The following is a 13,459-nucleotide window of genomic DNA, read 5'->3' on the forward strand; positions in this document are numbered from 1 at the left end:
GCCCCCCCGAACCCCGTTCCACGGAGGACACCCCCATGGCCCAGTCCGGCCCGTCCCACGCCCTGCTCGACGCCGTCCGGTCCGGCGCGAGCGGTCCCGAGCTGCAGGAGATCGACCTGCCGACCCGCTTCCGCGCGGCGTTCACCCGCAAGGACGAGGTCGGGATCTTCGAGGGCCAGACCGACAAGGACGTGCGCCGCTCCCTGCACGTCGGCGAGGTCGAGATGCCCGAGCTCGCGCCCGACGAGTGCGTCGTCGCGGTGATGTCCGCCGCGATCAACTTCAACACCGTCTGGTCGGCGATCTTCGAGCCGGTCCCGACGTTCGCGTTCCTGGAGAAGTTCGGCCGGCAGGGCTGGTACGGCGCCCGGCACGACCTGCCGTACCACATCCTCGGCTCGGACGGCTCGGGCGTCGTCGTGCGCACCGGCAGCGGCGTGAAGAGCTGGAAGGTCGGCGACAAGGTCGTGCTGTCCCCGTCCTACGTGGACGAGGAGGACCACGGCTCCTACGACGACGGCATGATGTCGGAGAGCCAGCTCGCGTGGGGATTCGAGACGAACTTCGGGTCGCTCGGCGAGTACTGCATCGTCAAGGCCAACCAGCTGATCCGCAAGCCCGCCCACCTGACCTGGGAGGAGGCCGGGTCGAACACGCTCTGCGCCGCGACCGCCTACCGGATGCTCGTCGGGTCCCACGGCGCCCGCATGAAGCAGGGCGACGTGGTGCTGATCTGGGGCGCGACCGGCGGGCTCGGCTCGTTCGCCACGCAGCTCGTCAAGAACGGAGGTGGCATCCCGGTCGCCGTGGTCTCCTCCGAGGAGAAGGCGGAGATCGTCCGGTCGCAGGGCTGCGAGCACATCATCAACCGCAACGACCTGGAACTCGGCGAGCAGGGCCTGCGGCACCCGAAGGCGGGCAGGATGCTGGGCGAGGCGATCCGCCGGCTCGTCGGCGAGGACCCCGGCATCGTGTTCGAGTACCTCGGCCGCGAGACGTTCGGGGCGTCCGTCTACGTCGCCAAGCGCGGCGGCAAGATCGTCACGTGCGGTTCCTCCACCGGGTACCGGCACGAGTACGACAACCGGTTCCTGTGGATGCGGCTGAAGAGCATCATCGGCTCGCACGGCTTCAACTACCACGAGGCCGTCGAGATCAACCGGCTGATCGGGCTCGGCATGATCCACCCGACGCTGTCGACGGTCTTCCCGCTGGACGAGGCCGGGGACGCGACCCGCGCCGTCCAGACGAACCAGCACATCGGCAAGGTCGCGGTCCTGTGCGGCGCCACCGGCGAGGGCCAGGGCGTCGACGACCCGGCGCTGCGGGAGCGCATCGGCGAGGAGAAGCTCAACCTCTACCGCCGCTGAGGCGTGCCTGCGGGACGGGCCCGGAGCGCGGGGCCCGTCCCTTTCTTCTACGGCTTCTGAAGGCGGGTTGAAAAACGTTTCGTTGACAGTACGAGACGTGGATGGCGATTCTTTTGGACGGTATCAGCGCGCGCTAGCAGACCGCCCCCCGCTCAAAGGAGTCGCGTGATGCAGCGTCGAACCCTGCTCGCCTGCGCCGTTCTCGCCGCCTTTACCGCCATTCCCGCCGCGAGCGTTTCCGCGGCGTCGGCTCCCTCCGCTCCCGACCCGTCCGCCCCTCGAATCGGAAACGTCGAGGGCGCCCGCACATTCGTTCCCGACGCCCGCAACGCCCAGGCCGTGCAGAGGTTTCGCGACCTGCACCGCTCCCGCCTGAACCGCGAGCAGATCCACCACTTCTGGGGCGTCGAGCCCGCCGCGGGTTCCCACGACGGAATGACGGCCACCCACAGCGTCGACACGAGCTACCGGGTGTCCAACAGCGCCGACTTCACCTACACGCCCACCATCAAGGCCGCCGGGTCCTGCATGGAGATCACGACCGTCTACTCGCAGGCCGTCGGGAACGAGATCTGGGCCTGGGACTGGTGCGGCGGCAACGGCCCCGCCAAGGAGGTGAAGATGGACGCGAACTTCCTCCAGACCTACACCAAGAGCGTGAACGGGCACCCCGCCTACAGCGTCCAGCTCGTCAAGACGAACGCCTCCACCAACGCATGGTCGGCCTACCTCTACAACTACACGACGAATTCCTGGAGCCTCTTCTACAGCAAGTCGGGCCGGGACACGAGCTCGCTCGCCTACGGCTGGGACATCTTCGAGATCTACGCGACCCGCAACCCGAGCACCGGCAACGCCTACTACTGCGCGGACGCGAAGAACGTCGTCTTCGAGAGCAGTTCCATCCAGCTTCGCCGGAACGGCGCCTGGAGCCCGGCGACCCCGTCGGACTCGCCCTGGCAGCCGACCGCCACCCCGAACCCCGGCGACTATCTGTGCCCGTCGCTGCGATTCGTCCGCGCCGGCGCGAACGACCACTGGATCGTCGAGCAGTAGCTCAGGTGGGCAGCGGCCGATCGTTCACGACGTGTTTCATCACGAGCGTGGAGTTCAGCCGCTGCACCCCCGGCAACGCCGCGAGGACGTCGTCCTCCAGCTCCTGGTAGGCCTTCAGGTCCGCGGTGACGATGCGCAGCAGGTAGTCGGGGTCGCCGAACAGGCGCTGGGCCTGCACCACCGCGGGCACCTGCGCGACGGCGGCCTCGAAGCCGAGCAGCGTGTCGCGGTCCTCCTGCCGCATGGTGACGAAGACCAGCGCCTGGAAGGTCAGGCCGAGCGCGGCGGCGTCCACGATCGCGCGGTATCCGCGGATCGTGCCGCCGCGCTCCAGCTCCCGCAGCCGCCGGTGGCACGGCGAGACGCTCAACCCGACCCGCGCCGCGAGTTCGGTGACCGTCAACCGCCCGTCCTCCTGGAGCACGGCAAGGATCTGCCGATCGATGGCGTCCACGGAGCAGATTCTTCCACAAAAGGGCTAGAGTGGGCCAAAAGTTAAAACCATTTCCTCTCGTTTCAATCGTATTCTTCCCGTAATGGCCGACCGGGGAGGAATGCGATGGCAACGGGATCGGTGCTCGCGTTCTGGGCGGTGGCGCTGCTGCTCATCGTCGTCCCGGGCGCGGACTGGGCCTTCACCATCGGCGCCGGACTGCGCGGCGGTTCCGTCGTACCCGCCGTGGGCGGTCTGGTCACCGGCTACGCCGCGGTGACCGCGATCGTCGCCGCAGGCGTCGGCGCACTGGTCGCGGGCTCCCCGTCCGTCCTGACAGGCCTCACCACCGTCGGCGGCCTCTACCTCATCTGGCACGGCGCGACGACCTTCGCCCGCCCCGCCGCCCTCGACGTCCGGGCCGGGGCCGGCACCGGCTGGGGCACCTTCCTGCGCGGCGTCGGCGTGAGCGGCCTCAACCCCAAGGGCCTGCTGATCTTCCTGGCCCTCCTGCCCCAGTTCACCGATCCCCGCTACGCCTGGCCCGTCCCCGTGCAACTCGCCGTCCTGGGACTGACCTTCATGACCACCTGCGCCGCGTTCTACCTCTGCCTCGGCACCCTGACCCGCACCGTCCTGGACCCCCGCCCCGCGGCCGCCCGCACGGTCACCCGTCTCTCCGGAGCCGCGATGACCGCCATAGGCGCCTGGCTCCTCCTGGACCACCTCCTACCCTGACCAGCGCCGCAACCGTCTCCGGCGACCAGGCCGGTGACGCGATCGGGCTACCGAGATCCGCCAGCCATGGCCCGTAGGGAGGGAATCGCTCCGTTAGCTCTATGTTGCCGAACGATTACTCTTAGCTTGCATGCATGCCCACCAACAATCACGAGCTGCCGCTGGAGATGGTCCGCAACAGGCCGCAGCTCGTCCCCGAGATGTTGCGGACCGTCTTCGGACTCGACGTGTCCGGCCAAGCCCGCGCCACGCTGGCGTCGGAGTCCTACGCCGACACGAATCCGGCCGAACTGCGCTGCGACGCCACCGTCCTGCTCGGCGACCCGAAGTCTCCCGTCATGGGCATCGTGGTGGAATCCCAGCTGAGGGTCCTCAAGCAGAAGTCCTACAGCTGGCCCGCCTACCTGGCGTCATTACGTGCCCCCGCCCACGCGGACGGCCCGCAGTCGGAAGCCGTCCTCCAAGGCCTGTCCGCCGCCATCGGCTCACTCAGCGGTGACACAGGGAAGCTCTACTATGACTACGTACTGTCGCGGTTCTCTGACGCCGCCCGCAAACTCATGGAGGAAACGGTGAAGCTCGACAACTACGAGTGGCAGTCAGAGTTCGCCATAACCCACCGCGCCGAAGGCCGCGCCGAGGGCCTTGCCGAGGGAGAAGCGAGGGGGGAGGCCAAGGGGAAGGCCAAGGGGGAGGTCAGGGCCCTCCTGCTGATGCTTGAGGCGCGCGGTCTCGACGTTCCCGCGGATGTCCGGGCTCGGGTTCAGGGGTGTACTGATCTCGAGCAGATCGAGCGCTGGATCCAGCGCGCCATCAGCGCCGATTCGGCTGAGGATCTCTTCACCTGAAGTCTCGGCCCGCAGATAGGTCTCGTGTGGGCATCCTGCGATCACCTTTGGGTGCCCCGCCTCTGCTGCTGCGTGCGGTCTTATGGAGGACATGGTGAAGCTCGACAACTACGAGTGGCAGTCAGAGTTCGCCCTCACCCACCGCGCCGAGGGGTTGGTCAACGGACTCCTGCTCTTGCTTAAGGCCCGCGAGCTTGATGTTCCCGCGGATGTGCGGGGTCGAGTGGAGGGGTGTACCGACTCCGAGCAGCTCGAGCGCTGGATACGGCGTGCCGTCACCGCCGACTCGGTGGAGGACATCTTTACCTGACGCCCTGACCAGCAGCGCGGTGGACGATGCGCCTCGGTGCACACAGAAGAACCGGCTCGTGCCCCGAAGGGTACGAGCCGGCCCGTGGTGCTGTGCCGGTCGTGCCGGTCCGCGCCCGAAGGCGCGGACCGACACGATCAGCTTTCGCCGCTCCGCGAACTGCACGGTGCGGCCGGTGTGCGGCCTAGACGAGAACCGCCTCGGCGGTCCGCGCCTCCTCCTGGTCGGCCATGATGGCCTGGTAGAGGAGGACGAACCAGATGACGGCCTGGTAGACATAGGCCTGGTTGAGGTTGCCCAGGGCCAGCCCGTCGGGCCACTGCTCCTCCGAGGACTGCTCCACGCGGTTGAAGCTCGCGAGGAGCTCGCCCATGCGGGACTCGGCACGACGGATCATGCCGAGCTGGAGGAAAACGATCGCCAGCCATCCGGTGATGTTGGTGAAGTTCCCCTCCTCCTCCGTGGAGATGCCGTCGCTGAACTGGTCAGCGTTGTACCGGCGGTGCCCCTTGCCGACCCGGAGACCCTTGATGGGACGCCGGGCGGTGTGGGGCGTGTCGATGGCGAGCGCCGTGGCGCGCACCAGCTTCTCGTCGGTGGACTCGAACATGTCCGGCGCCTGCATGAAGGCGAGGAGGATCGACGAGTCCAGAACGGGCATGTCCGGTGCGGCCACGATGACGCCGTGCTTCACGCAGTTCTTCCGCACCCAGGGCATGACCTCCGCGGCCCGGGCCCTGCACTCCCGGGCCCTGTCCATCATCCCCGCGATCTCGAAGATCTCGGCGAAACGGATCAGGGCCTGGCCGGCCAGGATCTGCACCGAGGCGTAGATCCGCAGCTTCGCGCCGTTCTCCTGGTTCTCCTGGTTCTCCGCGGGGCGGATCTCCCAGACGCCGGAGCACGGCTTGAACAGGGCCGCCATGGTCTGCTCGGCCAGGGCCGCCGTGCGCTCCAGGTCGATCTCGCCCTGGAGCGCCATGAGGTAGTGCACCTCCGCCGCGTACGAGGTCCAGTCGTGCTGCTCCTGGTCGCCCGCGCCGTTGCCGACGCGGTAGATGGAGCCGCGGTAACCGACCCCGGGGATGACGACCTCGCCGAGGCTGGCGACGTTGCCGCCGTCGACCTCGTGCATGATCGACAACCGGTGGCGGATGTCGTGCAGCTTCTTGTACCACTGGTACCGCGCCCGGAGGACCTTCTGGTCCCCCGCGTCGGTCAGGCTGAGAATCGTCAGGACGGCGTCACGCTCCCAGTCCTTCAGGTAGTCCCAGCACCGCACGGCCAGGCCGTGGCGCGGGTCGTCCTCCGGCAGGCTCCGGGTGGCAGCCGCGTAGAACGACCCACCGTCTCCGTAGCCCAGGATCCGCAGGTTGATCGCGGCGCGGACCCCGACCTCGGCGTACTTGCCGGATCGGAACCGCAGGGTCTGGACCCACTTGTGCCAGCCGTCCTCGGTCTCGTCGAAGAGGCGGTTGGCCTCCTCGACGTTCCGCGGCGACAGGCAGTCGTGCCCGCCGACCGAGACGAATGCGCTCTCCCCGGTCTTCAGGGCCATGGTGCCCGTGAGGACCCCTCCGCCTTCGCTCAGGCTGGGTTCGACGTTGGTGGTGAGAAACAGCTTCGTGTTCCCCGCCATCGCCGTGTACTCCCAGTAGCCGCCACCGTGCCGGTTGAGGGTCCACACGACGGACTTCTCGCCCATGTGGCCGTAGCGGAGGCGGATGCGGAACGCGGCGGTGACACGTCCACCCTTGCAGGTGAGCTGGCGGAGCAGCTGGTTGCCGTCGGATCCCGTCGGGGACCCGACCATGACGGTCCTCTCCTCGGCCCGCCCCGTGCGACTCCTCCACCTCGACACCAGGGTGTTCGAGTTGGGCTTGAAGACGGGCTCGCCCGGGCGGCTCACGCCGTCCAGACCGAGCCAGAACGTGGTGTCCTCGGGCCCGTCGTACAGGCCGTTGCAGACCGGCACGCCGTGGCCGAAGGGAACGTTCCACGAGACGATGTCCCCGTAGCGTTCCGTCCGGTCGGTTCGCACGACCGCGATGCGGCCGTGGGCGTTCCCGAGGACGGCGGTGGCGCCGATGTCGGGAGAGGTGTACTTCGGGCCGACGATGCCGTTGGCACCGAGGGCGGCTGCGGCGAGGGCGGCGTCATCGGAGACCCGCCACCGCTTCCGCAGTTCCTTGATGGTGAGCGCGCTACGCATAGCGCTCTCCTCTCTGGGTTGTTGGGTGTGTTGCGCGCGCCACGTGAGGTGGCACACATTCGTGACCGTCCGTGGATGTCAGACGGAGGCAACACACCGGACACACGCAGGACTCGCGGGCGTCACCGTCTTGTCTTTCACGCCGACTCGGTCATTGTTGGGAGGGGTGGGGGCTGGTAGGTTTCCCTGCTTTTCGGCGCGGTGGAGGGCCCGGGCCCGGGACTGTCGCGCGTCGGGTGGACGGCCGCGGCACGGGGAGCCGCCAGGAAGAACGAGGCCCGCGGCGCCGATCATGTGGGGATGCGCGGTCACTGTCCGGAGTGGCGCGGATCGCGTCGTGTACCGGCGTCGCGGGTGTGAGGACGTCAGTTGGCCGCATCCGGCCAACCCGAAGGATTCGGGCTCGAGGCCTCTGCCGGGGGCGGTACGGGCGCGCGCGACGCGCGCGAGCCTCCGGCGCGGGCGGTCAGCCGAGTCTGACGCGGGGGTCGATCACTGCGTAGAGCAGGTCGACGAGCAGGTTGAGCAGGACGATCGAGGCGGACGTGAGCAGGGTGACGCCCAGGACCATGGGGAGGTCGCCGCTCTGGACCGACGTGAGGGCGAGTTGTCCCAGGCCGGGGATGCTGAAGGTGTTCTCGGTCAGCACCGCGCCGCCGATGAGGAGCCCGAGGTCGAGGCCGAAGACCGTGACGATCGGGGTGAGGCACGAACGCAGCGCGTGCCTGGTCACGACGAGTCTCTCCGGGACCCCCTTGGCGCGGGCGGTGCGGATGTAGTCCTCGTCCAGCGTCTCCAGCATGCCGGCCCGGGTGAGGCGCGCGTACATCGCGGCGTAGAGGAACGCGAGCGTCACCCAGGGCAGCACGAGCGCCTGGAACCAGGTCAGGGGAGCGTCGGTGAGGGGACGGTAGCTGCCGCCGCCCGGGAAGATCTTCAGGGTGTAGGAGAACAGCGCGAGGGAGACCAGGCCGGTGAAGTAGATCGGCAGGGAGACGCCGCCCAGCGCGATGATCATGGCGGTGCGGTCCCAGACCGAGCCCGTGCGCAGTGCCGAGAGCACCCCGGTGGCGATGCCGGCGGCCAGCCAGATGATCGCCGCGCCGGAGGCCAGCGAGAGGGTCGCCGGGGCCCGGTCCAGCAGCGTTCCGAGGACCGGCTGGCTGCTGCGGAACGAGTAGCCGAGGCACGGCACCGGGCAGTGGTCGGTGACGGGGCCGGCGTCGTAGTCGGCGCCCGCGACGATCGACTTCAGGTACTCGCCGTACTGCACCACGACCGGCTCGTCGAGGCCGAGCCTCTCCTTGGTCGCCTCGATCGCCTCGGGGGTGGACGCCCGGCCGACGTAGGCGGCGGCGATCTGGTCGGTGCTCTGCCCGGCCAGCTTCGGTAACCAGAAGAAGATGCCGAAGGTCACCAGGGTGATCAGCAGGAGCATGAGGACGGCGCCGATGAGGCGCCGGACGAAGTAGGCCAACACGTGTCTCGGTCCCGTCCGGCCCGGTGCGCTCGCGCCGGGCCTGATCCCAGCGTGCGCGCCCTGGTGATCAGGCCGGTCTCGGTGAAGTCACGGAACCGCTTCCCCCGGTGGCGAAGAGTGTGAATTTTTCTCATGTCACCGGCCGAACCTGGTCGTTCGCCGACCTAGACTTTGCGCCTCGGGCACGTCGCGGGTCATGATTTGCCCCACACAGGTCCCATAAGTAAGTAATTACCCCGTGTGTACGGCGCGCAACGCAGGGGGACGGAGCTGGGAGGTTCTGTGGCGAACGACGGTTCGACCACCAGCGGGCGCCCGTGGGCGGATCTGCCGAGGGAACTGGCGGATCACATGCGACCCCACCTCGACGAGGTGGCGGACGACATGATCCAGGAGATTCAGACGCGCGTCAGGGAGTACGACCGGCCCGGGGACGGCTCCTACTCGGGGACCCTCCGCCTCGCCGTCGAGCGCGTGCTCCACTTCTTCGTCGAGCGGGTGGCCGATCCCGGCCATGATCCCGCTCCGGTGACCGACTTCTTCCGGGCCATCGGCCGCGGCGAGGCGGGCGAGGGACGCAGCCTCGACGCGATGCAGACGGCGATGCGGGTCGGCGGCATGGTGGCGTGGCGCCGGATGACCGAGGGCGCCGAGGCCCTGCAGGTGCCGCCCCGCACGCTCGGCGCCGTCGGCGAGGTCCTGATGCAGTTCCAGGACGAGCTGGCGCACGCGGCCGCCGAGGGGTTCTCGCAGGCCAAGGCGGCCGTCGCGGGCGAGATGCAGCGCCGCCGCAAGCGCCTGCTCGACCTGCTGTTCGCCGATCCGCCGGCCGCGCAGGAGGCGATCGCCGACCTGGCCGCCGCCGCGCACTGGCCCGTCCCGCGGACGGTCGCGGCGGTCGCGCTCGGCCGGCACCACGCCGACACCCGCCAGCCCGCGTTCCCGCCGGACGTGCTGGCCGACCTCACCCGCCGCACCCCCAGCCTGATCATCCCCGACCCGGACGGCCCCGGCCGCGCCAAGCTCGTGGACCGCGCCCTGTCCGGCACGCTCGCCGTCGTCGGCCCGACGGTCCCGCTGATGGAGGCGGCGCGCTCGATCCAGTGGGCGCGCAAGACGCTCTGCCTGGTCCAGCGCGGGGTGATCGAGGCCGACAGCGGCGTGATCCGCAGCGTGGAGCACATGTCCACGCTGATCCTGTTCCAGGACGAGGGGCTCATCACCTCGCTGGCCGACCTGCGGCTCGCGCCGCTGGCGCACCTGCGGGCCAGCCAGCAGGACCGGCTCGCCGAGACCCTGCTGGCGTGGTTGCAGTCGGGGCGCAACGCCAACGAGGTCGCGATGCGGCTGCACGTCCACCCGCAGACCGTCCGGTACCGGCTGCGGCAGCTGGAGGAGCTGTTCGGCGACCAGCTCCTGGACCCGGACCTGCGCTTCGACCTGGAGATCGTGCTGCGCGCCCGGGCGCTGCTGGCCGACAACGCGGGGGAGCGGATCATGCCGCCGGCCCGCGCGGCGGTCGGCGAGTCCGGGGAGGTCGTCAGCCTGCGGCGGGGCTGATCAGGCGTGGTGGGAGGCCCGCAGCCGCTCGGCGGTGGCGACGCGCTCGGCCAGCCGGGTCTGCGCGTCGCACAGCAGCCACAGCTCGCCCTCGTCGGCGGCGACGATCTCCTCGAGGCAGCCGTTGAGGAGCTGGTAGTCCGACAGGGGGGTGAGGCGGGTCGCGCGCAGGCCGGTGCCGGAGCGTTCGCTGTGCCAGCCGGGCATGCACATGGTCGCCGACATGAAGCGGGGCTCCCTCGGTCGGTTCATGGTAGGTCTACCATAGAACCACCAAACACTGACCACAATGCGTTCGCCGCAACCCCAAGAGGGTGCGGGAGCAAGTGGGATCTGTACGGTATGAGGTCAATGCACCGACCAGGAGCAGGATCTGGTATGCCGCGACCCCCCGCGAAGGCACAGGCGATCAGCAACGCGCTCGCCGCTCGTATCGTCGAGGGCGAGCTGGACCCGGCCGCCTGGCTGCCGTCCGAGCGGGAGCTGGCGCGGGTGTACGAGGCCGACCGCTCCACCGTCCGGCGGGCGCTGCGGCTGCTGGCGGAGCAGGGCCTCGTCCAGCTGCGGCACGGCGCGGGCGCGCAGGTGCGGGCGGCCCCGAGGGTGCGGCGCGCGGCGTCCGACATCACGCGGCAGGTCGGTGACTGGCGCGGGTTCCACGTGTCGGCGCGGCGGGACGGGCACACCCCTTTCACCCGCACGACCGTCGCCGAGGTGGAGGCCGACGACCGGCTCGCGTTCCACCTGGACGTCCCGGCCGGGACGCGGGTGCTGGAGCGGGCGCGCCTCCAGGGCGTCGAGGGCGAGCCGCCCGTCCAGACCGCGACGACCTGGGTGATCCTTGAGGTCGTGGAGCGGATCCCGGTGCTGCGCGAGATCGACACGGGCCCGGGCGGCATCTACTCCCGGCTGGAGGAGGCGGGCTACCAGATCACGTTCGAGGAGTCGGTGACGTGCCGCCTGCCCGGCCCGGACGAGCAGGAGGCCCTGTTGATCAAGCCCGACCAGCCCGTCCTGACGCTGTGGCGCCGCGCCCACGACCAGCGCGACCGGGTCGTCGAGGCCACCCACCGGGTGGTGGTCGGCGACCGGCACGAACTCGTCTACCGCTACGGGGCGGGCGTATGAGCGGCGAGGAGCGGCCCGCGGTCCGCCAGGTGGCGTCGCGCGTCGTCTACGAGAACGCGTGGATGGTCGTCCGGGAGGACGAGGTCGAGCGGCTGGACGGCTCGCGCGGCATCTACGGGGTGGTCGACAAGCCCGACTTCGTGCTGGTCATCCCGGTGGAGGGGGACGGGTTCCACCTCGTCGAGGAGTACCGGTACCCGATCGGCAGGCGCACGTGGAACTTCCCGCAGGGCTCGGCCCCGGGCCGGCGCGAGGTCGACCCGGAGGAGCTGGCCCGGCGGGAGCTCGCCGAGGAGACCGGGCTGCGGGCCGGGACGCTGCGGCGCATCGGGTACCTGAACTGCTCGCACGGGACGAGCGGTCAGGGCTTCACCGTCTTCGTCGCGTCCGACCTGGAGGCCGGGGAGGCCGACCGGGAGCCCGAGGAGCAGGACATGCGGCAGAAGTGGGTGTCGCGGGAGGAGTTCAGGGCGCTCGTCCGGGACGGGCGCATCACCGACGACTCGACCCTCGCCGCGTACGCCCTGCTCACCATGGAGCCGGACGGGTAGCGGGGGCCGCGGGGATCACGACGCGGATGCGGCAGCCGGTGGGGGTGTCCATGACGGTGATGTCGCCGCCGTGCAGCTCGGTGGCCCAGTTCGCGATGGCCAGCCCCAGCCCGGTGCCGCCGCCGGGCGTGCCGGAGCCGGGCGCGGACCCGCGGGAGAAGCGCTCGAACACGCGGGCGCGCTCCTCGGGCGGGATGCCGGGGCCCTCGTCGGCCACCTCGATGACCAGCCCGCCGGGCGGGCCCGCGGGACGGGCCGTGACCGTGACGGGGCGGCCGTCCGGGCCGTGCCGGGCGGCGTTGTCGAGCAGGTTCGCGACGACCTGGTGGAGGCGGTCGCGGTCGGCGGCGGCGCGCAGGCCGGGCGTGACGTCCGGTTCGAACACCGCCTCCGGGCGTCCCGCCCGCGCCTCCGCGACGACGTCGGCGACGAACGCGGCGATGTCGATGTCGGCCACGTCGAGCGCCGCCGCGCCGGCCTCGACCCGAGACAGGTCCAGGAGCTGGGTGACGAGGCGTCCGAGCCGCTCGGTCTGGTCGAGGGCCGTCTCCAGGACGTCCGGCGTCGCGGGCGTGACGCCGTCCGCGACGTTCTCCAGCACGGCGTGCAGCGCGCTGATCGGGGTGCGCAGCTCGTGCGAGACGTTCGCGACGAACTCGCGGCGCTGCCGGTCGACCTCGGCGAGGTCGGCGGCCATCCGGTTGAACGCCTGCGCCAGTTCCCCGACCTCGTCGCGCGAGGTGGCGCGCACGCGGCGGCTGTAGTCGCCGCGGGCCATCGCCCGCGCCGCCGCGGTCATCTCGCGCAGCGGCGCGGTCATGCCGTGGGCGAGCAGCTGGGTGACGACCAGCGAGATGAGCACGCCGACCGGCATCGTCTGCCGGGCGCGGAATCCGAACGGGTACCCCCACAGCACGATCAGGACGGCGACGCACGCGGTCACGACGACCACGACGCCGAACTTCACCTTGATCGAGCGGAGCGGGTCCAGCGGGCGGGGCAGCCGCGCCCACAGCCTGCGGGCGAACCGGGCGCCCTCGGCGGTCACGGCGCGGCCTCCAGGCTGTAGCCGACGCCGTGCACGGTGCGGATCAGCTCCTGGCCGAGCTTGCGGCGCAGCGCCTTGACGTGGCTGTCGACGACCCGCGTCCCGGAGGCGTCCGCCCAGTCCCACACCTGCTCCAGCAGGACGGCGCGGGTGAGCACCGTGCCCCGGTTGCGCAGCAGGCACGCCAGCAGGTCGAACTCGGTCGGCGTGAGGTGCACCTCGCGGCCGTCGCGGCGGACCCGGCGGGCCCGCCGGTCGACCTCCAGATCCCCGACGCGCACCGCCCCGTCGCCGGTGTCCATCGCGGGCCGTTCGACGCGGCGCAGCACGGCGCGGATGCGCGCCACCAGCTCGCGCATGCTGAACGGCTTGGTCACGTAGTCGTCGGCGCCGACGCCGAGGCCGACGAGCAGGTCGGTCTCGTCGTCGCGCGCCGTCAGCATCAGCACGGGGACGGGGCGTTCCGCCTGGACGCGGCGGCAGACCTCGAGGCCGTCGAACCCGGGCAGCATCACGTCCAGCACGATGAGGTGGGGCTCGTACGCGCGGGCGCGTTCGACCGCGCAGGGCCCGTCCCCGGCCGTCTCGACGCCGAACCCCTCGGCCGCGAGCCGGTCGGCCACGGCCCGCGCGATCGTCGGCTCGTCCTCCACGATCAGGACGCGCGTCTCGTGTCCGCTCACGCCCCGACTCTAGAAGGCCGGTTCGTGAGGTTGTCGTGTGAT

At 70.5% G+C, this 13,459-nt stretch carries 14 protein-coding genes; 8 read left to right on the plus strand and 6 right to left on the minus strand.

The window, feature by feature from the left end:
* The first annotated feature begins 35 nt into the window (after positions 1-35).
* Complete coding sequence (ccrA, locus tag BJY14_RS22640; RefSeq protein WP_179845462.1) at positions 36-1,370, plus strand: crotonyl-CoA carboxylase/reductase; 1,335 nt, start codon at positions 36-38, stop codon at positions 1,368-1,370.
* Positions 1,371-1,538: 168 nt separating this feature from the next.
* A complete protein-coding gene (locus BJY14_RS22645) occupies positions 1,539-2,426 on the plus strand; it encodes a carbohydrate-binding protein (RefSeq protein WP_179845463.1) in 888 nt (295 codons plus the stop codon).
* Between the two features lies 1 nt (position 2,427).
* Here the strand turns inward: BJY14_RS22645 and BJY14_RS47305 are convergent, their stop codons facing one another.
* On the minus strand, positions 2,428-2,880 hold the full coding sequence (locus BJY14_RS47305) for an Lrp/AsnC family transcriptional regulator (protein WP_179845464.1): 453 nt from the start codon (positions 2,878-2,880) through the stop codon (positions 2,428-2,430).
* Between the two features lie 105 nt (positions 2,881-2,985).
* Between BJY14_RS47305 and BJY14_RS22655 the strand changes: the two genes are divergently transcribed.
* The 3 genes from BJY14_RS22655 to BJY14_RS22665 all read left to right on the plus strand — a co-directional run bounded on the left by BJY14_RS22655 (position 2,986) and on the right by BJY14_RS22665 (position 4,755).
* Positions 2,986-3,597 carry a LysE family translocator gene (locus tag BJY14_RS22655; protein ID WP_179845465.1) on the plus strand — a complete coding sequence of 204 codons (612 nt, stop codon included), beginning with the start codon at positions 2,986-2,988 and terminating at the stop codon, positions 3,595-3,597.
* A 134-nt stretch (positions 3,598-3,731) separates the two neighbouring features.
* Positions 3,732-4,445, plus strand: coding sequence for an RpnC/YadD family protein (locus BJY14_RS22660; RefSeq protein WP_179845466.1), 714 nt, complete (start codon positions 3,732-3,734; stop codon positions 4,443-4,445).
* A 91-nt stretch (positions 4,446-4,536) separates the two neighbouring features.
* Complete coding sequence (locus BJY14_RS22665; RefSeq protein WP_179845467.1) at positions 4,537-4,755, plus strand: hypothetical protein; 219 nt, start codon at positions 4,537-4,539, stop codon at positions 4,753-4,755.
* A gap of 184 nt (positions 4,756-4,939) precedes the next feature.
* Here BJY14_RS22665 and BJY14_RS22670 read toward each other — a convergent pair whose 3' ends face one another.
* A complete protein-coding gene (locus BJY14_RS22670) occupies positions 4,940-6,967 on the minus strand; it encodes a glycoside hydrolase family 15 protein (protein ID WP_179845468.1) in 2,028 nt (675 codons plus the stop codon).
* Positions 6,968-7,433: 466 nt separating this feature from the next.
* The gene (locus tag BJY14_RS22675) at positions 7,434-8,447 is read right to left on the minus strand and encodes an ABC transporter permease (protein ID WP_179845469.1); all 1,014 of its coding nucleotides are present in this window, start codon (positions 8,445-8,447) and stop codon (positions 7,434-7,436) included.
* Between the two features lie 282 nt (positions 8,448-8,729).
* Between BJY14_RS22675 and BJY14_RS22680 the strand changes: the two genes are divergently transcribed.
* A complete protein-coding gene (locus BJY14_RS22680) occupies positions 8,730-10,007 on the plus strand; it encodes a PucR family transcriptional regulator (RefSeq protein ID WP_179845470.1) in 1,278 nt (425 codons plus the stop codon).
* Here the strand turns inward: BJY14_RS22680 and BJY14_RS22685 are convergent, their stop codons facing one another.
* Positions 10,008-10,259 carry a hypothetical protein gene (locus BJY14_RS22685; protein ID WP_179845471.1) on the minus strand — a complete coding sequence of 84 codons (252 nt, stop codon included), beginning with the start codon at positions 10,257-10,259 and terminating at the stop codon, positions 10,008-10,010.
* A gap of 126 nt (positions 10,260-10,385) precedes the next feature.
* Here BJY14_RS22685 and BJY14_RS22690 point away from each other — a divergent pair, with 126 nt between their 5' ends.
* Entirely contained in the window at positions 10,386-11,135 is a 750-nt protein-coding gene (locus BJY14_RS22690; protein WP_179845472.1) for a GntR family transcriptional regulator, read from the plus strand.
* A complete protein-coding gene (locus BJY14_RS22695; protein ID WP_179845473.1) occupies positions 11,132-11,686 on the plus strand; it encodes an NUDIX domain-containing protein in 555 nt (184 codons plus the stop codon). Before BJY14_RS22690 ends, BJY14_RS22695 begins: the two co-directional genes overlap by 4 nt.
* Here BJY14_RS22695 and BJY14_RS22700 read toward each other — a convergent pair.
* Positions 11,664-12,734, minus strand: coding sequence for a HAMP domain-containing sensor histidine kinase (locus BJY14_RS22700; protein ID WP_312879356.1), 1,071 nt, complete (start codon positions 12,732-12,734; stop codon positions 11,664-11,666). The two genes, BJY14_RS22695 and BJY14_RS22700, sit on opposite strands and share 23 nt — an antisense overlap.
* Positions 12,731-13,417 carry a response regulator transcription factor gene (locus BJY14_RS22705; protein ID WP_179845474.1) on the minus strand — a complete coding sequence of 229 codons (687 nt, stop codon included), beginning with the start codon at positions 13,415-13,417 and terminating at the stop codon, positions 12,731-12,733. Before BJY14_RS22705 ends, BJY14_RS22700 begins: the two co-directional genes overlap by 4 nt.
* Positions 13,418-13,459: the final 42 nt, after the last annotated feature.

This window comes from Actinomadura luteofluorescens, from assembly GCF_013409365.1.
Taxonomy (GTDB): domain Bacteria; phylum Actinomycetota; class Actinomycetes; order Streptosporangiales; family Streptosporangiaceae; genus Spirillospora; species Spirillospora luteofluorescens.

Excerpts from the sequence above, each read along its gene's own strand:
- ccrA (WP_179845462.1), top strand. The coding sequence starts at position 36 with ATGGCCCAGTCCGGCCCGTCCCACGCCCTGCTCGACGCCGTCCGGTCC.
- BJY14_RS22645 (WP_179845463.1), top strand. The coding sequence starts at position 1,539 with ATGCAGCGTCGAACCCTGCTCGCCTGCGCCGTTCTCGCCGCCTTTACC.
- BJY14_RS22655 (WP_179845465.1), top strand. The coding sequence starts at position 2,986 with ATGGCAACGGGATCGGTGCTCGCGTTCTGGGCGGTGGCGCTGCTGCTC.
- BJY14_RS22660 (WP_179845466.1), top strand. The coding sequence starts at position 3,732 with ATGCCCACCAACAATCACGAGCTGCCGCTGGAGATGGTCCGCAACAGG.
- BJY14_RS22665 (WP_179845467.1), top strand. The coding sequence starts at position 4,537 with ATGGTGAAGCTCGACAACTACGAGTGGCAGTCAGAGTTCGCCCTCACC.
- BJY14_RS22670 (WP_179845468.1), bottom strand. The coding sequence starts at position 6,967 with ATGCGTAGCGCGCTCACCATCAAGGAACTGCGGAAGCGGTGGCGGGTC.
- BJY14_RS22685 (WP_179845471.1), bottom strand. The coding sequence starts at position 10,259 with ATGAACCGACCGAGGGAGCCCCGCTTCATGTCGGCGACCATGTGCATG.
- BJY14_RS22690 (WP_179845472.1), top strand. The coding sequence starts at position 10,386 with ATGCCGCGACCCCCCGCGAAGGCACAGGCGATCAGCAACGCGCTCGCC.
- BJY14_RS22695 (WP_179845473.1), top strand. The coding sequence starts at position 11,132 with ATGAGCGGCGAGGAGCGGCCCGCGGTCCGCCAGGTGGCGTCGCGCGTC.